The 20,405-nt window shown below is 66.7% G+C and carries 19 protein-coding genes and 2 pseudogenes; 3 read left to right on the forward strand and 18 right to left on the reverse strand.

The features are described 5' to 3' along the window. Positions 1–18: 18 nt before the first annotated feature. The 9 genes from ftsR to G6N33_RS25810 form a co-directional block, all read right to left on the reverse strand. Positions 19–759, reverse strand: coding sequence for a transcriptional regulator FtsR (gene ftsR, locus G6N33_RS25770; protein ID WP_044505873.1), 741 nt, complete (start codon positions 757–759; stop codon positions 19–21). Next, on the reverse strand, positions 759–1,232 hold the full coding sequence (gene garA, locus G6N33_RS25775; protein ID WP_408632809.1) for a glycogen accumulation regulator GarA: 474 nt from the start codon (positions 1,230–1,232) through the stop codon (positions 759–761). Before garA ends, ftsR begins: the two co-directional genes overlap by 1 nt. A 268-nt stretch (positions 1,233–1,500) precedes the next feature. Beyond that, positions 1,501–1,899, reverse strand: a complete 399-nt coding sequence (gene gcvH / locus G6N33_RS25780) for a glycine cleavage system protein GcvH (RefSeq protein WP_044511764.1) — start codon at positions 1,897–1,899, stop codon at positions 1,501–1,503. A 26-nt stretch (positions 1,900–1,925) separates the two neighbouring features. Further along, complete coding sequence (locus G6N33_RS25785) at positions 1,926–2,801, reverse strand: DUF881 domain-containing protein (protein ID WP_101528668.1); 876 nt, start codon at positions 2,799–2,801, stop codon at positions 1,926–1,928. 23 nt (positions 2,802–2,824) lie between these two features. Beyond that, the gene (locus tag G6N33_RS25790) at positions 2,825–3,157 is read right to left on the reverse strand and encodes a small basic family protein (RefSeq protein WP_044505870.1); all 333 of its coding nucleotides are present in this window, start codon (positions 3,155–3,157) and stop codon (positions 2,825–2,827) included. Positions 3,158–3,188: 31 nt separating this feature from the next. Then, entirely contained in the window at positions 3,189–4,115 is a 927-nt protein-coding gene (locus tag G6N33_RS25795) for a DUF881 domain-containing protein (RefSeq protein ID WP_044505869.1), read from the reverse strand. Beyond that, positions 4,108–4,707: a CDP-alcohol phosphatidyltransferase family protein gene (locus G6N33_RS25800; protein ID WP_044505868.1), complete on the reverse strand. Its 600-nt coding sequence runs from the start codon at positions 4,705–4,707 to the stop codon at positions 4,108–4,110. Before G6N33_RS25800 ends, G6N33_RS25795 begins: the two co-directional genes overlap by 8 nt. 92 nt (positions 4,708–4,799) lie before the next feature. Further along, positions 4,800–7,130, reverse strand: a complete 2,331-nt coding sequence (gene secA2, locus G6N33_RS25805) for an accessory Sec system translocase SecA2 (RefSeq protein ID WP_044505867.1) — start codon at positions 7,128–7,130, stop codon at positions 4,800–4,802. Between the two features lie 56 nt (positions 7,131–7,186). After that, complete coding sequence (locus G6N33_RS25810) at positions 7,187–8,830, reverse strand: acetolactate synthase (RefSeq protein ID WP_044505866.1); 1,644 nt, start codon at positions 8,828–8,830, stop codon at positions 7,187–7,189. 94 nt (positions 8,831–8,924) lie between these two features. Between G6N33_RS25810 and G6N33_RS25815 the strand changes: the two genes are divergently transcribed. Beyond that, complete coding sequence (locus tag G6N33_RS25815; RefSeq protein ID WP_044505865.1) at positions 8,925–10,844, forward strand: ABC transporter ATP-binding protein/permease; 1,920 nt, start codon at positions 8,925–8,927, stop codon at positions 10,842–10,844. 184 nt (positions 10,845–11,028) lie between these two features. Here G6N33_RS25815 and G6N33_RS25820 read toward each other — a convergent pair. From G6N33_RS25820 to G6N33_RS25830, 3 genes and pseudogenes are all read right to left on the reverse strand, one after another. Then, positions 11,029–12,521: pseudogene (locus G6N33_RS25820) on the reverse strand (FAD-binding protein). A 49-nt stretch (positions 12,522–12,570) separates the two neighbouring features. After that, positions 12,571–13,074, reverse strand: a complete 504-nt coding sequence (locus G6N33_RS25825; RefSeq protein ID WP_044505861.1) for a VOC family protein — start codon at positions 13,072–13,074, stop codon at positions 12,571–12,573. Between the two features lie 145 nt (positions 13,075–13,219). Further along, on the reverse strand, positions 13,220–13,903 hold the full coding sequence (locus G6N33_RS25830) for a TetR/AcrR family transcriptional regulator (RefSeq protein WP_196806359.1): 684 nt from the start codon (positions 13,901–13,903) through the stop codon (positions 13,220–13,222). Between the two features lie 119 nt (positions 13,904–14,022). Here G6N33_RS25830 and G6N33_RS25835 point away from each other — a divergent pair, with 119 nt between their 5' ends. Then, positions 14,023–14,466: a nitroreductase family deazaflavin-dependent oxidoreductase gene (locus G6N33_RS25835; protein WP_101528786.1), complete on the forward strand. Its 444-nt coding sequence runs from the start codon at positions 14,023–14,025 to the stop codon at positions 14,464–14,466. Between the two features lie 49 nt (positions 14,467–14,515). On the opposite strand, the gene G6N33_RS25840 is transcribed toward G6N33_RS25835, so the two are convergent. Further along, positions 14,516–15,193 (reverse strand): Rv1815 family serine proteinase, encoded by a 678-nt coding sequence (locus tag G6N33_RS25840; protein WP_044505858.1) that lies wholly within the window; start codon positions 15,191–15,193, stop codon positions 14,516–14,518. Between the two features lie 107 nt (positions 15,194–15,300). Then, positions 15,301–16,245 (reverse strand): sterol desaturase family protein, encoded by a 945-nt coding sequence (locus tag G6N33_RS25845; protein WP_044505857.1) that lies wholly within the window; start codon positions 16,243–16,245, stop codon positions 15,301–15,303. Between the two features lie 60 nt (positions 16,246–16,305). On the opposite strand from G6N33_RS25845, the gene G6N33_RS25850 reads away from it, so the two are divergent. Further along, positions 16,306–17,499 carry an NAD(P)/FAD-dependent oxidoreductase gene (locus tag G6N33_RS25850; RefSeq protein ID WP_044505856.1) on the forward strand — a complete coding sequence of 398 codons (1,194 nt, stop codon included), beginning with the start codon at positions 16,306–16,308 and terminating at the stop codon, positions 17,497–17,499. 3 nt (positions 17,500–17,502) lie between these two features. Here G6N33_RS25850 and G6N33_RS25855 read toward each other — a convergent pair whose 3' ends face one another. The 4 genes and pseudogenes from G6N33_RS25855 to G6N33_RS25870 all read right to left on the reverse strand — a co-directional run bounded on the left by G6N33_RS25855 (position 17,503) and on the right by G6N33_RS25870 (position 20,403). Next, a complete protein-coding gene (locus G6N33_RS25855) occupies positions 17,503–18,213 on the reverse strand; it encodes an MgtC/SapB family protein (protein ID WP_231382388.1) in 711 nt (236 codons plus the stop codon). Between the two features lie 91 nt (positions 18,214–18,304). Beyond that, positions 18,305–18,637, reverse strand: coding sequence for a DUF732 domain-containing protein (locus tag G6N33_RS25860; RefSeq protein WP_231382387.1), 333 nt, complete (start codon positions 18,635–18,637; stop codon positions 18,305–18,307). After that, on the reverse strand, positions 18,634–18,957 hold the full coding sequence (locus G6N33_RS25865) for a DUF732 domain-containing protein (protein ID WP_044505854.1): 324 nt from the start codon (positions 18,955–18,957) through the stop codon (positions 18,634–18,636). Before G6N33_RS25865 ends, G6N33_RS25860 begins: the two co-directional genes overlap by 4 nt. Positions 18,958–19,003: 46 nt before the next feature. Next, a pseudogene (locus G6N33_RS25870) lies at positions 19,004–20,403 on the reverse strand (PPE family protein). Positions 20,404–20,405 lie beyond the last annotated feature (2 nt).

Consider the following 20,405-nt stretch of genomic DNA (forward strand, 5'->3'; position numbering starts at 1 on the left):
TTCAACGAAGTCTAGTCCTCAGCGTCGCAGAACGTCGCGAACGGCCGACTTGATCAGCGACGTGTGCAAGGTAATTGCCAGCGCGGCCACCTCACGCGCCAGCTCGTCGGCGCGATCGCGGGCGCCGGCCTTGTCGGCCTTCATCAACGGCCCGGCGATCTGGGCGATCAAATCGGACTGCCGGTCGGCGGCCGACCGGAAGGCACGCAAATGCCGCGGTTCGACACCGTAGTCGGACAACGCCCGGGCGCATTGCAAGATCACCACGGTGTGCTCGTCGAAAAACCCGCCCGGGCCGCGGCTGATCACCCCGGCTTTGAGCAGGGCGGTGAGCAGGTCTTCGTCAACCCCGGAACGTTCCAACACCTCTTCGCGACTCAACCGCACGCGGGTGGGCGCAACCGCGGCGGCATCGGGCGTGGGTGCGGTGTCGCCATCGGTGACCGACACCAATCGTGGTACGCCATAAGGCGATCCGAAGGGCGGCAACTCGCCGTCGGGCTGGGCGTCCAGCTGTGCCCGGATCACTTTCAGCGGCAGGTAGTGGTCGCGCTGTGCGGTGAGGATGAAACGTAACCGCGCGCAGTCGTACGCGGTGAATCTGCGGTATCCCGACGCGGCACGCTGGGGCGTCACCAGTCCTTCGGCTTCCAAGAAACGAATCTTGGAAATCGTGACATCGGGGAAATCCGGCCTCAGCAGATCCAAGACCGCCCCAATCGACATCCCGGCCAGGGCCGAGCTATCGGGTGCGCTCACTAGCCTCCAGATCCCCCATTGTCATCACCCTTGGGGCCGGTCAAAAACACCAGCCGGAACTTGCCGATCTGTACCTCGTCACCGTTAGCCAGCACCGCGGAGTCGACCGGCTCGCGATTGACGTAGGTGCCGTTGAGGCTACCCACATCCACCACGTGGAATTCGTTGTTTTCCAACCTGAATTCGGCGTGGCGGCGGCTGACCGTGACGTCGTCGAGGAAGATGTCGCTGTCCGGATGCCGGCCCGCCGAGGTGATGGGCTGGTCGAGGAGGAAGCGCGACCCCGCGTTAGGGCCTCGTTTGACCACCAGCAACGCCGAGCCGGCCGGCAGTCCCTCGACCCCGGAGACCGTGCTCTCGGCGCCCGACTGGGCCGGCGCGTCCAATTCGTTGAGGAAGTCGGCGCGAAAGACCGAAGTCGTTTCCACGGTGACTTCGTCAGAAGTCTGGTCTTGCGAACTTCCTGAGTCCATGTCCGTCACCCGCTGCTCCTCACTGGCCGCTGTGGCGTTGTCTGACCGGGCCGTTCGGCCGGCTTCCCCACTAGGTTGTCGACCCTGTTTTGCCGATTACTGCCTTTTGACGCTGTTGTGTTGACCGTACCGCGCGGGGGTCGCGAATGCGCCAACCACCGGCAGGATCGAAAACCGATTGGTCGGCCGGCCCCCGTTGCCCCACTGCACGCCGTGTCGTGACAGATGCTGCGGCCACCGGCGGGGCTGGCAGGGACATTAGCAACCGTCACTCGGTCAGCGTGCCGCGGTAGGCCTCGGCATCCAGCAGAGCCGAAATCGTCGCTGCCAACTCCCCGCCATCGGAGACCTGGACGTCGACCAGCCAGCCGTCGCCGTAGGGATCGGAGTTGACCAGCTGTGGGCTGCCCTCCAGATCATCGTTGACCGCGATCACCGTGCCGGTCACCGGTGCGTACAAGTCGGACACGGATTTCGTCGACTCGACCTCGCCGAACGATTCGCCCGCGGTCACCTGGGCGCCCACCTCGGGCAACTGGACGAAGACGACGTCGCCCAGTGCCGATTGTGCAAAGTCGGTGATCCCGACCCGCACGGTATCGCCACCGCTTTGGCGAACCCACTCATGTTCGGCGGTGTAGTGCAGGTCGGCCGGGATATCGCTCACGGGAATCCTGTTCTGGTCGGTGTGGCTCACTTGACGGGCTGAGCGTATTGGTGGGGTTTTGGTTGTCGCAAGGTGCGCACATCCACGTGGTCACTCTGCTGCACCGACATCCGGCCACCGACGCGCTTGATGCTGTCCTCGGCGCCGCCCGGAATGTTCATGGCCGCGGCCAGCGTGGGTGGATCACCAATCGCCAGAATCGAATACGGCGGCGACAGGGTCTTGGTGTCGAGGGTCAGCGAGCCGGCCGAGCCGACCACCCAGGTGTCGACACCGACCCGCACGGACTCGCGTCCGCCGTTGATCTCGATCGCTTCGGCGCCGGCGGCCCGCAACTCATTGATCACGTCCAGCATCACCTCGGGTGACACACCGGGGCCGGGGTCTTCGATGGTGATGGTGACGCCGGGGCCAGTAGCGCCCACTGCGCCGACCAGAATGGACAGCGCGGCCAGCCGAGCCTGCGCGTTCTTGATCGCGGCCTGGTCGTTATTACCGGACGCCTGTAGGGCATTCAACGTGTTCTGCAGTTCGGTGACTTCGCTATTCAGTGTGGCCTCGCGCTGGCGCAGCGAGTCCAGCAACACCAGCAGGTCCGCCGGGCGCGCCGTGTCCAGGGAGTCGCCGGACCGCGTCTGCCGGACCTGGGTAACGATGGCGATGCCCAGGACGAGGCACAGCAGGACCGCCAGGCTGCCGAACATCAGCCGCGACCGGCCACCGCGCAGCAGGCCGGACAAGCCGGTGCGGCGCACCGGTCCGATCTCGGGACGCGGGCTGTGGTCGGGCAATTCGTGGCGGCCGTGCGGCGCCCCGGCCTCCGTGTCGGCCCGCGAATCGTCGTGCCGCGCTGGGGCGTCACGACTTTCTTCGGCCGCCCCGGACGGCTGATCCTGGCTCAAGCTGACCCCATCTCGCTATGCTCCTACGCTCCGAAGAGGCGGCGCCGCAGGGCGGCGGCATTGCCGAAGATCCGGATGCCCAACACGACGATGATGGCCGTCGACAGCTGCGTGCCGACGCCCAACTGGTCGCCGACGTAGACGATCAGCGCCGCCACGAAGACGTTGAACACGAACGACACGACGAAGACCTTGGGATCGAAGATTCGCTCCAGATAGGCGCGCAGGCCGCCGAAAACCGCGTCCAGCGCCGCGACCACGGCGATGGGTAGGTACGGCTGAACGATCTCGGGCACGGCGGGGTGGAAAACCAACCCCAGCACGATGCCGACCGCCAGCGCCGCGATACCGATCATGCGCGGGCTCCCGGCCGGGGCAGCTGTGTTGTCACGAAGGCCCAATCTCCTTGGCGAACTTGACTTCTCGAATCGATCCGGCTGGCAATGAGAGACCGTCGGAGACGGTCACCGTGATGCCAACACCGTAGGAAACCTCTAGCAGCCTAAGCCGCTGCAACCCGGGACTGTTGTCGAACACGTCGCGCATCGCGTGCGGCGGCCCCACGGCGAGAATCGTGTAGGGGCTGCTGGTGGGGTTGTTGTCGACCAGGATCGCGCCGCCGGCCTGGCGGATGGTCACGTTGGGCCCGATGCGCACACCGCCGACCGAAATGGCCTCGGCACCGCTGGCCCACAACGAGTTGACGACGAGCTGCAGGTCGCGATCCAAGATGATTTGCCGACTGCCGTTCACCCGTTGCTTGGACACGTCGGACAGGTTCGGGCTGGCGCCGGGATCGGTCACCTTGACGGTCAGGCCGGGGCCGAGGATCGCGGTGCTGGCCGCTGCCAGGCTCAGCCCGTCCAGTTGGCTGAGCAGCCGCTGGCCTTCAGCGTCGTCGGCCAGCGCGAGTCGCTGCACGTCGTCGACCCGGCGCGACAGCATGCTGCGTCGCTGAGCGAGCTTGGTCGCGGCGTCTTCGGTCGCTCGCACGCTACGCGCCAGCAGCTGCTGTGCGGTGCGCACGCCGGGTTCCACCGAACGTGCTTGTGCGACTGCGGCGGCGAACACGGTGGCAACCAGCATGGCCGCCAGAGCCTGCCATAGCCAGCTGAACACGCGGGCCCGCCCGACCGGTGGTGCGGCGGCATCGGCCCGCCGTTCGGCGGCGGCGGCGTAACCGGGATCGAGGTGCTCCGAGAGCAGGGCCCGCAGCAGGGACGGAACCGGGATGAGCGTCGGGCTCGCCGCCGCGTGCGCGCTGCGGCCCGCGTTCGGATCGTAGCCGCCCAGCAGGCGATCCGGTTCAGCCATGATCAACCGCCCGGGTGACCTTCGGCAGTTGGCGCAGCACCATCACCATCTGGACCGCGTACAGGACGAACGACCACAGGTAGGCGTACAGACCCCAGATCAGAAAACCCCACCCGCAGGCGCCGATGACGCGGCTCCACAATGCGTTCCACGTACCCAGCAAAACGAGCGGAAAGCCGGACATCAAGGCGAACGTGGCCGCTTTGCCGACATAGGTGACGGGCAGCGCCGTCAACCCACGGCTGCGCAGTAGGGGCAACGTGGCGGCCAGCAGCCCGTCGCGCACCAGCAACGTGACCACGAACCACCACGGCACGATGCCGCTCAGCGCCAGCACGACGGGCACCGTCACCATGTAGAGGCGGTCGACCGCAGGGTCCAGCAGGACACCGAGCCGCGACGACTGGTTCAGCGTGCGCGCAATTTTGCCGTCGGCCCAATCGGAGGCGCCGCTGAACATCAGGATCGCCACGGCCCACCCATTGGCGTGCGCGAATACCAGCAGATAGATGAACACGGGGATGAGCAGCAGACGGACGGCGCTCAACGCGTTGGGCACGGTCAGCACCCGGTCTGGCGGCTCCTGCTCCATGAGCCGTGACATTAGCCCGCTGACGATGCAGTCCGCGATGCGGACTGAGGAGGGGCTACCCCAACCGCGAAGCGGCGAGACGGGCTAGCGGGTTAGCGGAACACTCCGGGGAGGCTCAGCGTGGACAGCGTGTCGTCGGACAGCGGATTGTCGTTGACCATGTACGTCCACGTCGAGGTCGGCCTCGCCAGCTTGGACAGATCCAGCCCGGGCTCCTCATCGAGGACGTTCGCGGTTTCAAACGTCTGCTGAGCCGCCTCGATCGCGTCGGCGGCCAGCGACGCGAAGGCGTCGACGGCCAGCCGGTGGAATTCGTCGAGCGGATTTTGCCTGCCCAGCGCCCGCAAGTGGATGCTCTCCCGGATGTCGGCGAGATAGGCCAGATGGTCGGCCCAGCCGCGGTCCAGGTGATAGAGCATGATCTGGCGGCAGATCGTTTCTAGCCGCTCCTGCGAGATTCCCTCGGTCTCGGCCAATTCCTGATACCGCTTCGGCGCCAGCTCAGCCAGCTCTTCCCGCGCAGTCGCCGCGCGCAACAACGTGTTTCGCCGGTCCACGATGATGGCGCGTTGTTGGGCGGTCAGCTGGTTATAGCGCCAGGTGTTCGCGTGCACGTCCAGCATCCGCCCTTCGGCGACGCGTTGCGCATGGTCGAGCAGCCCGGCTGCCTTGGGGCTGAGGATCTTTCCGTCGTCGTCGGTCTGCTCGGGCAGCTTGTTGCGGTCGAGGTTGGCGACGACGACGTCGTCCTCCCAACTCGAGAAGAACACCGACGACCCCGGGTCGCCCTGGCGGCCGGCACGCCCGCGCAGCTGGTTGTCCAGCCGTTCAGTGTGATGGCGGCCGGTGCCGACGACGTGCAACCCGCCCAGCTCGGCGACGCGATCATGGTCGGCCTCGTCGGACCCGCCGAGGCGGATATCGGTTCCCCGCCCAGCCATTTGGGTTGACACGGTGACCACGCCGTACTTGCCCGCCTCCGCGATCACCTCGGCCTCTTCGGCGTCGTTCTTGGCGTTCAGCACGACCGCGGGAACGCCGCGGCGCACCAGGCGTTCGTGCAGCTCCTCGGACTCCGCCACATCGCGGGTTCCGACCAGGACCGGTTGCCCGGTCTCATGCACCGTCGCGATGTGCTCGACGATCGCGTCGTTCTTGGCGGCGGCGGTGATATAGACCCGGTCCGGTTCGTCCTCACGAATGTTGGGAGTATTCGGCGGAATTGGCGAAACACCGAGCTTATAGAACTGGCGCAGCTGCTCACCGGCGGCCAGCGCGGTGCCGGTCATCCCGCAGACGGTGGCGTAGCGGTTGATCAGCGCCTGCACCGTGATGGTGTCGAGCACCTCGCCCGTCTCGGTGGTCTCGATGCCTTCCTTCGCCTCGACGGCGGCCTGTAACCCGTCCGGCCAGCGCTGCAGCTGGGCGATGCGGCCCCGCGAGGCGTTGATCAGATGGACCGCGTTGTCGCGCACGATGTAGTGCACGTCGCGCTGCAACAGCACGTGGGCGTGCAGTGCGACGTTGATCTCCGTGAGGGTGGTGACGACGTGCTCCTCGGAGTACAGGTCGATGCCGCCGAGCGCCTTCTCGACCTTGCGTGCACCGGTCTCGGTGAGGTGCACGTTGCGGCTGTCGGCATCGGTGTCGTAGTCCGCACCGGCCTCCAGCTCGCCGACCAGTTTGACGATCTCAAGGCGCGGCGTCTCACGATGGGTGGTGCCGGCCAGCACTAACGGCACCAACGCCTCGTCGACCAGTACCGAGTCGGCCTCGTCGATCAGGGCCACGTCGGGATTGGGCGATACCAAGTCCTTCACATCGGTCACCAGCTGATCGCGCAAGACGTCGAAACCGATCTCGTTGACCGACGCGTAGGTGACGTCGCAGCCGTAGGCCGCCCGCCGCTCCTCGCTCGTCGACTCCCCGGTGATCCAGCCGACGGTCAGCCCCATGGCCTCCAGCAGCGGACCCATCCATTCGGCGTCGCGGCGGGCGAGATAGTCGTTGATGGTGACGACATGGACGTGCCGACCGGCGATGGCGTAGCCGGCGGCCGCGATCGCGCCGGCAAGTGTCTTACCCTCGCCGGTGGCCATTTCGATCACGTCGCCGTCGAGCATGCGCAACGCCCCCAGCAGCTGAACGTCGAAGGGCCGCAGGCCTGTTGTGCGTTCGGCGGCTTCCCGGGCGAGCGCCAAGAACTGCGCGATGTCTTCGGAGTCGGCGAGATCGTCGAGGTTGAGCAGGCCCGCCGCTTTGCCCAGCTGCTCGTCCTTGAGGCCGGCGGCTTTCTCGTCGTAATCCGACGAGGCGCTGACCTGGGACAGCGAGCGAGAGCGGTTCTTTTCCGTGCTTGCGCCGAGCAGTCGCCAGAATCTGCTGGTCAGGCGGCCGGGTTGGGTGCGGGTGGTCTGTGGCACAGGTCAACGGTACGCGGTGAGCAGGGTCGCTTTGCTGAGGCGACCCATCCGGCTGGTCAGGCGAGGTTCGATCGGCGGGGATAGGCGACGGTCGGGTCGGTCAGCACGTTGACCACCGACGGGAGGCCGCTGGCAAACGCCCGCTCCAGTGCGGGGCGCAGCTCGGCGGGCGCGGATACCAATTCGCCGTGCCCGCCCAGCGCGCGCACCACCTCGTCATAGCGGGTGCCCGGACGCAGCTCGGCCGCCACCGAATACCCGTAGATCGCCTCCATCGGATGTTTCTCGAGGCCCCAGATGCCGTTGTTGCCGATCACCGACACGACCGGGACCTGGTGTCGCACCAGCGTGTCCCATTCCATGCCGCTGAACCCGAAGGCGCCGTCGCCCTGCAGCAGCACGACCTGCCGCTGTGGATAGGCGAGTTTGGCGGCCAGCGCGTAGCCGGGGCCCGAGCCGAGGCAGCCGAACGGGCCACTGTCCAGCCAGCAGCCCGGCTGGTAGCTGTCAAGCACCCGGCCTGCATAGGAACCGAAGTCGCCGGCGTCGATGACGACGATGGCGTCGCGGGCGAGCATCGGCGCCAACTCGGCGTAGATCCGCATTGGATGCAGCGGGATTCGATCGTCGCCGAGCTCGCCGGCCTCCTGCCGGCGGGCTGCGGTCTCGGCCGTCCGCAACGCCTCGATCCAGTCCCGATGGTCGGCGCCACTCGGGCCGGATAGCTCCGCGAGGATGGTGCCCAGATCGCCGTATGCGCTTGCCGCGATGGGCCGGGGGTGCTCCCGTTCGGGTTGGGCCCGGTCGACCACGATGAGCGCCGTGTCCGGCCCGAACACGTTGCCGAAACCGAGCCGAAAGTCCATCGGCACGCCGACAACGACGGCCACGTCCGCCTCGGAGAGTGCCTTGGACCGTGCCCGGGAGAACGCCAACGGGTGATCGGCAGGCACCACCCCGCGCGCCATCCCATTCATCAACACCGGGATCTGCCGCTGGTCGGCCAGTCGCCGCAGTGCCGTCTCACCGTGCCCCCACCAGACGTTGGTGCCGGCCATGATCACCGGCCGCTGTGCCCGGGCCAGCAGCGCGGCGGCGCGGTCCAGTGCCGCACCGTCGGCAACCGGGGCCGGTGGCAGCGTGTGCAGCGCGCCGGCCCGGCCGTCGTCCTCCGACACGGAGAACACGTGATCCATCGGGAAGTCGACGAAACCGACGCCTGACGGCGCCCCGACGGCGGCCTGCAGCGCCTCATCGATAAGCCGGCCCGCATCCGCGGCGGACTGGGCGGTGGCGGCGAAGCGGCTCAGCGGCGCCACGAATGGGATGTGATCGATTTCCTGCAGCGATCCCATGCCCCAACGCTGCGCGGGTGCGCGCCCGCCGAGCACGACCAGCGGTGACTGGTTTTGTTGCGCGGCCGCCATGGCACTCAGGCCGTTGGTGACACCGGGGCCCGCGGTGAGCGCCGCCACGCCCGGGATTCGCGTCACTTTCGACCAGCCCTCGGCGGCGAAGGCCGCCGTCTGCTCATGGCGGGTGTCGATGAGCCGGATGCCCTCTTCCCGGCAGCCGTCGTAGATGGAGAACAGGTGGCCGCCCGACAAGGTGAACAGGGTGTCGATGCCGCTGGATTTGAGCCTGCGGGCCACGAGACGACCGGCGTGGACGATTTCGCTGGACGGAGCGTCGATGCTCATAACCGCAGCCTATCGGCCGGTCTCGGGTACCTTCGCGGGGAAGCATTCGCCCAGAGGCTCCTCGGGAGGCCTCGATAGCCAGGAGACGTCGAAGTTGGGTCCGACGCTGTTCAAGCCATCCATCGACTGGTCGTCGGCACTAGTCGATTCCCTGCAGTGGGTCGCCATCGCTTGGGCGGTGGGCGCTGTCTGCCTGCTGATCGTGCTGGTGGCATTCAGGTTTTTCACACCGTGGGGCCGGCAGTTCTGGCGCATCACCCGCGGCTACTTCGTCGGCGCGGCCAGCGTGAAGGTGTGGTTGATGCTCGGCGTGCTGCTGCTTTCGGTGCTGCTCGCGGTGCGCCTCACCGTGTTGCTCAGCTACCAGGGCAACGACCTGTACACGTCGGTCCAGATCGCCGTCCAGGGCACGGCCGCGGGTGATGACACCGTCAAACAGTCTGGCATTCAGGGTTTTTGGATGTCGATCGCAATTTTCTGCCTTCTCGCCACGCTTTACGTCATCCGCTTCATGCTCGACATCTACATCACCCAGCGATTCATCATCGCCTGGCGCATGTGGTTGACCGCGCACCTCACCGACGACTGGCTGGACGGCAAGGCCTATTACCGGGATCTGTTCATCGACAATACGATTGACAACCCCGACCAGCGTATCCAGCAGGACATCGACATCTTCACCGCCAACGCCGGTGCGACCCCGAACATTCCATCCAACGGGACGGGCAGCACGTTGCTGTTCGGGGCGGTCAACGCGGTCGCTTCGGTGATCTCCTTCGCGGCCATCCTGTGGAACCTGTCCGGAGATCTGACCCTGTTCGGCGTCACGTTGCCGCGGGCCATGTTCTGGACCGTGCTGGTGTACGTGCTGATCGCGACGGTCGTCGCGATTTGGCTTGGGCGCCCGCTGATTTGGCTCAGCTTCAACAACGAAAAGCTCAACGCCGCGTTCCGTTACGCGCTGGTACGGCTGCGCGACGCCGCGGAGGCCGTCGGCTTCTACCGCGGCGAGCTGGTCGAGCGCGGGCAGCTGTGGCGGCGCTTCACCCCGATCATCGACAACTACCGCAAGTTCGTTCGTCGGACCATCATCTTCAACGGCTGGAACTGGTCGGTGTCGCAGGCGATCGTCCCGCTGCCGTGGATCATCCAGGCGCCGCGGTTGTTCGCCGGCAAAATCAACTTCGGTGACGTAGGCCAGACGGCGACCGCCTTCGGCAACATCCACGACTCGCTGTCGTTCTTCCGGAACAACTACGACGCGTTTGCCTCGTTCCGGGCGGCCATTCTGCGTCTGCACGGCCTGGTCGACGCCAACGCCCAGGGTCGTGCGCTGCCGGCACTGCTGGTCAAGCCGAGCGAGGACACCGCCGTGGAACTCGCCCATGTCGAGGTGCGGACGCCGGAGGGCGACCAGCTGATCGACTCCCTCGACGTGCAGTTGGACACCGGTGATTCGCTGGTGATCACCGGCCGATCCGGTGCGGGCAAGACCACGCTGCTGCGCAGTCTGGCCGAGTTGTGGCCGTATGCCTCGGGAACGCTGTGCCGGCCGGACGGCGAGAACGCGACGATGTTCCTGTCGCAGTTGCCCTACGTGCCGCTGGGCAGCCTGCGAACCGTTGTGTGCTACCCGAACTCGCCGGACGACATCCGCGAAGACATGCTGCGGGAAACGCTGACCAAGGTGGCGCTGGCCCCGCTCATCGAGCGGCTCGACGAAGAGCGCGACTGGGCCAAGGTGCTCTCCCCCGGCGAGCAGCAGCGCGTGGCGTTCGCCCGCATTCTGTTGACCAAGCCGCGGGCGGTCTTCCTCGACGAGGCCACCTCCGCCCTCGACGAGGGGCTGGAGTTCGCGTTGTATCAGTTGCTGCGCAGCGAGTTACCGGAGTGCGTAGTGGTCAGCGTGAGCCACCGCCACACCGTCGAGCAGCACCACGAACAAGAGCTGCAGTTGCTCGGCGGGGGTCAATGGCGCCTGGGACCGGTCGGCTCGCAGCCCGCGAACGTCTAGCGGTTTAGCGCGCCTGCGCTCCCGCTGCCGCGTGCGCTCCGGCTCTGACTTAGCGCGCCTGCGCTCCCGCTGCCGCGTGCGCTCCGGCTCTGACTTAGCGCGCCTGCGCTCCCGCTGCCGCGTGCGCTCCGGCTCTGACTTAGCGCGCCTGCGCTCCCGCTGCCGCGTGCGCTCCGGCTCTGACTTAGCGCGCCTGCGCTCCCGCTGCCGCGTGCGCTCCGGCGCGGCGCCCGAAGAACGACCCCTCGCCCAGCTGCGTGCCACTGGCATACCCCTTGCCGTCCTGGGCGATGTTGGACGCGCACGCCGCCGCCGCGTAGAGGCCCGGCACCACCGTGCCGTCCGCCCGCAGCACCTCGCCATCCACCGACGTGGCCAGCCCACCGATGGTGAACCCCGAGTACATCGCCCGCCCGAGCGACAGGTCGAACACAGCCCACGGCCCATTGTCTTGTGGTGCAAGGAATTCCGGCTGCTTGTGGAAATCCGGGTCCTCGCCCTTGGCGGCGAATTCGTTGTAGCGGTGCAGCGTCGCCGCGAGGTTGCCGCTGGGAATGTCCAGCGCCTCCTCCATCTCGGCGACGGTCTCGTAGCCATCGAGGAATCGGATCAACGGCATCTCGGGCATCTCGGTGTGCGCCTCGTCGACGATCAGGTACGCGGTCTGATCCGGTTGCTCCAACACGAACGCCGAGGTGCGCGAGTGATAGGAGTCCTCGGTGACGAACCGCTTACCCTCCTTGTTGACGATCACACCCGTCAGCAGCACCGCGGGCGGGTAGGCGGCTGCGGTGATGAACAGCTCATCCATGTACTTGACCGCGCCGCCCGCCGAGATGCCCATCCGGATGCCCAGCCCGTCATCGTTGGGATTGCCCAGGATATACGGCGCCACGGTGCCGTGGTGCTTGGTTTTCCGCTCCTGAGCCAGCGCGGGCGTGTGCTCGGCCACCATCTCGGCGTTCATCGCGAAGCCGCCCGCGGCAATGATGACCGACTTTGCTTTGATCGCACCGGTTTCGGCGAAATGCTTCCAGATGACGCCGACCACCGCGCCGTCGCCGTCGAGAACCAGGTTCGTCGCCCCGGTTTCGTAGCGCACTTGCACGCCCAGATCGGCGGCGCGCTTGACCAACAGGTCGATGACCAGCGAGGCGCCGCCCAGCTCGCCGGGCACCGGCACCGAGTGCCCGCGCGGTGCCGGTTTGGCCTGCTCGCAGAACGGCCACACCTTTTCGTTGCCGGTGTAGCTCAGCCCCTCGGTGCCCGGGGGCACGACCACCTTGCCCGGGTAGTAGCTGCGCTCGAACTGGAAGCCCAAATCCTCCAACCAGTTGAAATGCTCGACGCTGCCGTCGCTGTATGCGCGAATCTTCTCGTGGTCGGGGTCACGAGATACCGCGACGAGGTAGTTGTACATCTCCTCGGGCGTATCGTCGTGCCCGGTGGCCCGCTGGACCGCCGTGCCCCCGCCCAGGTAGAAGTGGCCGCCGGCCATGGCGGTGGTGCCACCGGCGGCGGCGGCGCGTTCGAGCACCAACACCCGCGCGCCCGCGGCCGCCGCGCTCACCGCCGCACATCCCCGCCGATGCCGAAGCCGATCACCAGCACGTCGACGTCATCCGACCAGGCCGTCACGCCGTCCACGGGGACGGTTGCCGGGATTTCAGTGCTCATGGCCGCCACTCCTTCTCATCGCCGCGTCGTGCCTCGTCGCCGGCGCGGCTCACCGCTGTTGTTCCTGTTTGATGTGCTCGTAGAGCGCCTTCATGTCGGGCGAGATGTAGGCGATCTCCAGGTACGGAACACCGCCCTGTGGCAGTGACACGTAGGCGAATTGGATGCCTCCGGGCATCACGCCCTGCTGTACCACCGAGGCGCCTCGGCTGGCGGCATCGGCCAACGCCGCGTCGAATTGCTCGGGAGTTTCGGCCGCCATGCAGATGTGGTGCAAACCGGGCCCGGATTCCCGCAGAAAGTCACTATAGACGTTCTCCCCGCGGACCGGCTCGATGAGCTCGAGTTGCATGTCGCCGAGATAGCTCAGCGAGATGTTCGCGACGAAGTCGGCGGGCTTGCCATGGTAGCTGCAGCGGTCCGGAGCAAAGTGCACGTCTGGAATCCGGACCCACTTCCGGGCGCCTAACAGGCCGGTGAGAGCCTTTTCGGTGGCGGCCAGATCGGCGGTCACCCACGCGATCTGGATCGGCGATTGAACGGGAAGCGTCATCGCTTGGCAGGATAGCCCAGGCTGCCGGCCGCCAGAAGGGGGCATAAATTCTTTGCCATGATCAGATGTCCGGCCGCCGAGATGCCGAGGTGAACACGTTCTAATTTCTCGGTGGACCAGCCGCTGGTCACCGGCCGGAGGGTCGTCAATGCTGGGCAAGCATGTCTACCAGCAGCCGCAACTGGATGTCGAAGACGGCCTCCGGGTCGGTCAGCGTGCCGGCGCCATATTGGCCGAACACCTCGAGGCTGATCGCGCCCAGCACCCCCGCCCAGAACACGAAGCACTTGGCCATGACGGCGTCGTCGCCGGGAAAGCCGAATTCGTGCCGGATTCGGTCGAAATCTGACGACATGGGTTGGTGCACAACCATACTCGTCAGCCGTATATCGCCGGTGGTGATTCCCGCGGCGATCGCGTCGAAGATGGCGCCGATTACGCGGGTGCCCACCGCGACGGTGCGCTCGGGCGGTGCGTGGTATCCGGGGACCGGGCTGCCGTACAGCAGGGCCCACTGCGCGGGATGCGCCACGGCCCAGCGCCGCACGGCGCGCGCGATGGCGACGATGTCGTCGCTCCACAGTTCGCCCTGGGTGTCGCGGGCGCCGTCCACGGTCTCGGCGAGGTCGGAGTAGGCGTCGACGAGCAGCAGTGTCAGTAATTCATCGCGGCTTGCGACGTAGCGATACACGGCCGAGGACACCATGCCCAAGTCGCGCGCGATGGCGCGCAGGGATAGCCCGCCGGCACCGCGGTCGACCAGGTGCTGGCGGCCCAGCTCGACGATGCGCGCCTGAATCTGTTCCCGCGAATCTTGGCGTTTGCCCACGCCGTCAGTCTGACACAACCGAGAACACTGCTCTTGCTTTTGCCGATGGCATGTGGCAGCCTGTTCCGCAAAGAGAGCAGTGCTCTCCCAGCGAATGAAGCCCGCGGAAAGGACCCCAGATGTCCACTCGGTATGAAGAGCCCAACCGGGCCGCCCGGGCCGGTAACGCCGTCGTTCGTTGGCTCGCCGAATCCGGCATCAGCATCGCGGGGACGCGGGCCCTCCGGGTCCGCGGCCGCAAGAGCGGTCAACCACGCGCCGTGGTGATCAACCTGTTGACCATCGACGGCGTGGACTACCTCGTGTCCCCCCGCGGCAACACCCAGTGGGCTCGCAACATCCGCGCCGCGGGTGAGGTCGAAATCGGACCCCGCTGGCGGCGGCAACGCGTGCAGGCGGCCGAGGTCGAGGACGCCGCCAAGCCGGAACTGCTGAAGTGCTACCTCGATCGGTGGTACTGGCAGGTCAAGGGACACATCGCCGGATTGACCCCCCAATCGACCGATCAGGAGTTTGTCGCCGCGGCGGCCTCGATCCCGGTGTTCGCGTTGGCGTCCCGTTGAGGCGTCGTAGCCGTTCCTGGCCGTCCCCTAGCCGTCCCCTAGCGGTCCCCTAGCCGTCCCCGACGCGGCCCGCGAGATCTTGATGGACCTGCTCGGAGGTGGTCCGCCAGGACACCGCGGCGGGCAGGTCCCCCCACACGCTGTTGAAGATCCCGACAATCTGTCCGGGTCCACCGGGCGGGGCCAGGTACACCGGCCCACCCGAGTCGCCGGGGTGGCTTTGGACTCCGTGGGACATGGTGAACCAACCGTTGTTTACGGCCTCGACGGTCCCGCACGTCTCGCCGGTGGCCACCCCGAAGTGGCAGACCGACTGCCCGGGCGCCACTGCGACGTTCGGGCTCGACACCAGCGGACGTCCGCCCGGCAGGATGTTGTTCGCCGGAATGTTGGGGTCGAGCACGATGGCCTCGTAATCGCTGATCGCTTGGTCCACCGCCACCGTCGAGCCACTGGGTGTGTCGTCGCGGAACGTCACCAGATGGCCAATGGCGTTGCGGTTCTTGTCGGTGACGACGGTTGCCGAACCGCTACGGCAGTGCCCGGCGGTGTAGGCGAGCCGCTGGCCCGCGTCGACGTAACCCAGGGTGCACAACCGGTTTTCCTGCAGGATTTCCATGCCCGGGTACACCGTGACGGGGTCAGCGTGGGCGGCCGGTAGGCCAGGGCCGAAGCCGAACACGGCAACAGACGCGGCCGCGACGCGAAAAGCCAGGCGAAACACCATGGACGGACTCCGTTTCTCCGTCGAGGCCGACGCGCGCGCCGACCACAAGTTGAGATTACGTCGTTACTGTTTCGACATCGACCTAATCGCCGCAGCCGGGCCCGGCGTTACATCGAGGTGGCCAGCCGGACGCTTTCGTCGAGCCGAGCTGCGGGGCGCGGAGTCCAGCCCGGCGGCCCGAACACATAGCCCAGCCGGTCGCGTAACCGGTTCGCCGAGCGCCAGTCTCGCGCGATCGCGACGTATTCGTGGGTCTGCAGCTTCCAGATGTTGAAGGTGTCCACCTGTTTGGTTAGGCCGTAGTGCGGACGGAACAGTTCCGCTTGGAAGGTGCCGAACATCCGGTCCCACAGGATGAAGATGCCGCCGTAGTTTTTGTCGAGATACAGCTGGTCCATGCCGTGGTGGACCCGATGATGCGACGGGGTATTGAAGATGAACTCTATCGGGCGGGGCAACTCGGCAACGCGCTCGGTGTGCACCCAGTACTGGTAAATCAGGTTGAGCGACCAGCTAAAGAACACCATCCACGGCGGAAGCCCCAACAGCGGCAACGGGATCCACATCAGGATCTCGCCGCTGTTGTTCCATTTCTGCCGAAGCGCGGTCGCGAAGTTGAAATATTGGCTGGAGTGGTGAGCCTGATGTGTGGCCCAGACCAGCCGTACCCGATGGGCCATCCGGTGGTAGAGGTAATACAGCAAGTCGACCCCGAGAATCGCGATGACCCACGTGTACCACCGGTTCACCGGTAGGTGCCACGGCGCCAGGTAGCCGTAGATCGCCGAATACCCCAGCAGCGCCAGCGCCTTCCATCCGCCGGTGGTAGCAATCGACACCAACCCCATCGAAATACTTGCGATCGAGTCGCGAGTCACATAGGCCCCCGCGGCGGGACACGTGTCGTCGTTTGCTGCCTGCTCAAGGCGCTCCAGCTTGCGCGCCGCCGTCCACTCAAGAGTCAACAGCAGCAGGAAGAATGGGATCGCGAACAGCACGGGGTCCCGCATCTGCGGCGGCAACCCGAACCAGAACCCGGTGACGGCATTCACACGGATAGATTACGACGGTCGGTCGCGAATGCCGGCGCCCCGACGGATTAGGGGTGAGAAGTGGCCGCTGTGTTGGTGGTCGGGGCCGGTTTTGCGGGGTTGTGGACGGCGCTGGGAGCAGCTCGTCGCCTCGATGAACTCGCGGTGCCCGCGGGAACTGTCGACGTCACGGTGTTGAGTCCGGCACCATTCCACGACATCCGGGTTCGCAACTACGAGGCGGATCTGAGCCCGTGCCGCATTCCGCTCGCCGACCTGCTCGATCCGGTCGGGGTGGCCCACGTCGCCGCTCAAGTAACCGCAATCGACGCCGACGCGAAAACCGTGCGCACCTCGGCGGGCCAGACGTACCGCTACGACCGGCTGGTGCTGGCGGCGGGCAGCCAGGTGGTCAAGCCCGCCATCCCCGGCCTGGCCGACTTCGGCTTCGACGTCGACACCTATGACGGCGCTCACGCCCTGCAGCGGCATCTGAACCGGCTCGCCGGTGACTCCCCGACGCCCGCGGCGGCGACGGTCGTTGTTGTCGGCGCCGGGCTGACCGGCATCGAGGTGGCATGCGAACTGCCGAACCGATTGCGCGCGTTGTTCCCGCAGATCGCACCGCAGGTGATTCTGGTCGACCAGGATCCGGCGGTCGGAGCGGGTATGGGTGCCTCGGCAAGACCCGTCATCGAACAGGCGTTGTCGGACAACGGTGTGGCAACCAGGACCGGAGTCGATGTCACGGCTGTCAGTCCGCGCGGCGTGTCGCTATCGTCGGGCGAGCACCTCGATGCGGCCACGGTGGTGTGGTGCGCTGGGGTACGAGCCAACCCGCTGACGGGGCAGCTGCCGGTGGTACGCGACCGGTTTGGCCGGCTACCGGTCGACGATTATCTGCGGGTGCTCGGCGCCGAATCGGTGTTCGCGGCCGGTGACGTGGCGGCCGCCCGCATGGACGACGAGCACCTGTCGGTGATGTCGTGCCAGCATGGCCGGCCGATGGGCCGGTATGCCGGCTACAACGTGATCAGCGACCTGCTCGACGAGCCCATGTTGGCGCTCCGGATCCCTTGGTACGTAACGGTTCTCGATCTCGGACCGGCGGGCGCCGTCTACACCGAAGGCTGGGACCGGGTGGTGATTGCCACGGGCGAGAAGGCCAAGACGACCAAACGAACCATCAACGCCCAGCGGATCTATCCCCCACTGACCGGCACCCGGGCCGACCTGCTCGAAGCCGCGGCGCCAACACTGCAGGCCCGCCCGTAGGCCTCAGTCGGGCTGGCCTTCGTCGGCGGCGTACCACTGCACCGCGCGGACTCCGGGCTGCAATGACAGCTCGGCGACCAACCGCTCGAGTTTGGCCGGGGTATGACCGTCGACGAGCACGTGGGCGGTCAACGTGATTTCGTCGTCACCGGCCTGGCCGGTGTGAATGCCCCGCAGCGCCAGGTCGTTACTGCTGGCGTGCTGGACGAGCTGGGCGCGGGCATATTTCTCCGCTTTCGGGCGACAGATCGCCTGCACCAGAAAGGGTTGACGGCCCTCGTCGTCGTCGTTGTTGTCGTCGTGGTCGATCACCCGGCCCAGCGGACGGCCCACGAGATGGATGGCGATGACGGTGAGCGTTGCGATCAGGGTGAACACCAGGTGCCCGGAGGCGGCCAGGACACCTATCGCCGCCGAGCACCACAGCGTCGCGGCGGTGTTGAGGCCTCGAACGTTGACGCCCTCACGCAGGATCACCCCACCGCCGAGAAACCCGATCCCGGAAACAACGTACGACGCGACCCTGGTCGGGCTGCTGTCCTCGGTAGCCACGGCGTACAGCACGAACAGCGTGGCACCGGCGGCGACCAGCGCATTGGTGCGCAGACCGGCCCGCCGGGCCCGCCACTGGCGTTCGACGCCCACCAGCGCGCCGCAGCCCACCCCGGCGCCCAGGCGGAGCGCGAAATCGACAACGCTCAGCGTCTGTGTCACAGCGCGCTCCTTCCACATGACACGCTCACCCGGCCGCGGCAGCTAACCACGCCGGGGTGAACAGCAGGTGGCGTGCCCAGGATGGCCGCAGCTACCGGGCCGATGCCGGCTGGTCCGTGAGTTGCTGTGGGCAGTAATACTTCGCGGAGATTCCGACGAATCGGGTGGCCTGGTCGGTGGTCAGGCGGGGGTTGTTGCGGGTCAGGTCGCCGACCAGCTCCGGGCCGGGTTTACCTGCGCCGATCAATTCGCACACCGTTTTTGCCGAGGCGATGGCTTGGTCGGGGTCGGTAAAGGCGATGCCGGCGCCGCGCACGGTGGCCAGGAATGCGCTGTCGCCGGGGCCGTCGGGATCGGCGTGCGCGAGTGGACCCGAAACCATCGTCAGCGCGGCGACGCCGAGCAGCGCCAGCGCCCGGATCACGCCTTGGAGAGTTGGTGTGGGCAGTAGTACTTCGCGGAGATCAGGGCGAAATTGGAGGCCATTTCCATGTCCATGCCGGGGTTGTGCAGTTTGACGTCGTGGACGAGTTCCAGGCCGCTTTCGCCGTTGTTCAGACAGGAACACACCGCGCGGCCCGCGGTGACGGCCGAACCCTCGCTGGCAAACGTAAAACCAGCCTGATGTAGGGCGGCGATGAAGGCTGCGTCGTCACCGTCGGGTTCGGGGATGGGGTCGGCGTAGGCGGGCGCCGCGAATCCGACCATGGCAACAGCCGCGAGGAGCGTTGCGAGCCGTTTCATCGGTGTACCTTCTCTCGTGCTTTCATTGCGTGGAAAGGCTTGTGCCTCAGCTGATTTGGGCTTCTTCGGTTGGGATGATCTTGGGTTTGCGCTTTTTGAGGTGCACGGCGTGGATGCCGGGTTTTTTGGCGAGTTGCTCGAGGAGGTTGTCGAGGCCTTCTTGGTCGACGTTGTGGTGTTGGACGGTTTCGGGTTTTTCGGAGATTTGGGCGACCAGTCGTTTGAGGTGTTCGGGGGAGTTTTTGTCCTTGAGGTCTTTGAGCGGGGTCATCCGGTTGCGGATGCCGGCTCCGACCACGGTGGGTCCGCCGGCGCCCAGGGCGCTGCCCAGCATGCCGGCCGTGCCCAGGGAGCTAAACAGGCTGCCCTCCCCCAGCGCGGCGGCGGGAATGGCTTGGGGGCCGGCCGCGGTCAGCGCGGCGGCCACGGTCCGGATCGCCGGGGTGGCCGAGGCCCAGCTGGGCGGAACAGTCAACGCACCCACCAAGGTGCCGCGGGCGAAGCCGGCGGTCGGAGTGACCGCATCAAAAAGGGTGCCGCGCCCGAATCCCAACGCGCCCAAGCCCGCACCGAGTGCCTCCTTGGGCAGCGCCCCGTAGGCCACCGGCGGGGCGAACTTGAGCCATTGGGACACGGGGAAGTTGATCAGCAGCCCAATGTCATTGAACTGCGTGGTGAGTCCGAGCGGAACCTTCACGGCGTTGTAGAAGGCGGTGTAGAAGTTCGCGCCGCCCGGCACGGTGTTGAGCAGGTTGGTCCAGAAGTTCTGGTAATCCGTGGCCAGTTGGGCCAACCACCCCAACGGCCCACTGGGAGTGGTCGCCGTCGTTGCTAAAGAAGCAACATTTTTCGCGGCGGTGCCGGCGCCGGTGGAGGAGGCGGTGCTAACGGCGGCCTCTTGCAGGGCGGGGCCTTGTTCGTTGGTGGTTTGGGGGGCGGGGGTGAATGCGGTGAGGTTGGTGGTGGTGGTGGCCGAGGAGGCGAAGTAGGTGTCCATGGCCTCCGCGTCTTGGGCCCACATGTCGCTGTAGCTGGCTTCGGTGGCCGCAATCGCTGCGGTGTTTTGGCCGAGCATGTTGGTGGCCATCAACTGCGCCAGCAACGCGCGATTGGCCGCGATCACCGGTGGGGGCACATGGGCGGCGAACGCGGTCTCATAGGCGGTGGCAGCCGCGCTGGCCTGGGTCGCGGTCTGGGCGGCCAGGGTGGCGGTCTGGCGCATCCAGCCCACGTAGGGTGCGGCCGCAGCAGCCATGGTCAGCGCGGAGGACCCACCCAGGGTCCACCGGTGAGGTTGGCCAGCACCGCCGAATAGCTATCGGCGGTGGCCTGCAATTCAGTGGCCAGGTTCTGCCACGCGGTGGCCGCGCTGACCAACGATTCTGCGCCGGGGCCGGTGTAGATGCGCCCGGAGTTGAATTCCGGGGGAAACGCTGCATAAAACATGG

It is taken from the genome of Mycobacterium simiae (genome assembly GCF_010727605.1).
In the GTDB taxonomy this organism is placed as follows: domain Bacteria; phylum Actinomycetota; class Actinomycetes; order Mycobacteriales; family Mycobacteriaceae; genus Mycobacterium; species Mycobacterium simiae.

What these genes read in the sequence shown, in the direction of transcription:
- garA (WP_408632809.1), bottom strand. Translation starts at nt 1,232, where the DNA reads ATGGACTCAGGAAGTTCGCAAGACCAGACTTCTGACGAAGTCACCGTG.
- G6N33_RS25790 (WP_044505870.1), bottom strand. Translation starts at nt 3,157, where the DNA reads ATGATCGGTATCGCGGCGCTGGCGGTCGGCATCGTGCTGGGGTTGGTT.
- G6N33_RS25795 (WP_044505869.1), bottom strand. Translation starts at nt 4,115, where the DNA reads ATGGCTGAACCGGATCGCCTGCTGGGCGGCTACGATCCGAACGCGGGC.
- G6N33_RS25800 (WP_044505868.1), bottom strand. Translation starts at nt 4,707, where the DNA reads ATGGAGCAGGAGCCGCCAGACCGGGTGCTGACCGTGCCCAACGCGTTG.
- G6N33_RS25810 (WP_044505866.1), bottom strand. Translation starts at nt 8,830, where the DNA reads ATGAGCATCGACGCTCCGTCCAGCGAAATCGTCCACGCCGGTCGTCTC.
- G6N33_RS25825 (WP_044505861.1), bottom strand. Translation starts at nt 13,074, where the DNA reads ATGACGCTTCCCGTTCAATCGCCGATCCAGATCGCGTGGGTGACCGCC.
- G6N33_RS25835 (WP_101528786.1), top strand. Translation starts at nt 14,023, where the DNA reads ATGTCCACTCGGTATGAAGAGCCCAACCGGGCCGCCCGGGCCGGTAAC.
- G6N33_RS25840 (WP_044505858.1), bottom strand. Translation starts at nt 15,193, where the DNA reads ATGGTGTTTCGCCTGGCTTTTCGCGTCGCGGCCGCGTCTGTTGCCGTG.
- G6N33_RS25865 (WP_044505854.1), bottom strand. Translation starts at nt 18,957, where the DNA reads ATGAAACGGCTCGCAACGCTCCTCGCGGCTGTTGCCATGGTCGGATTC.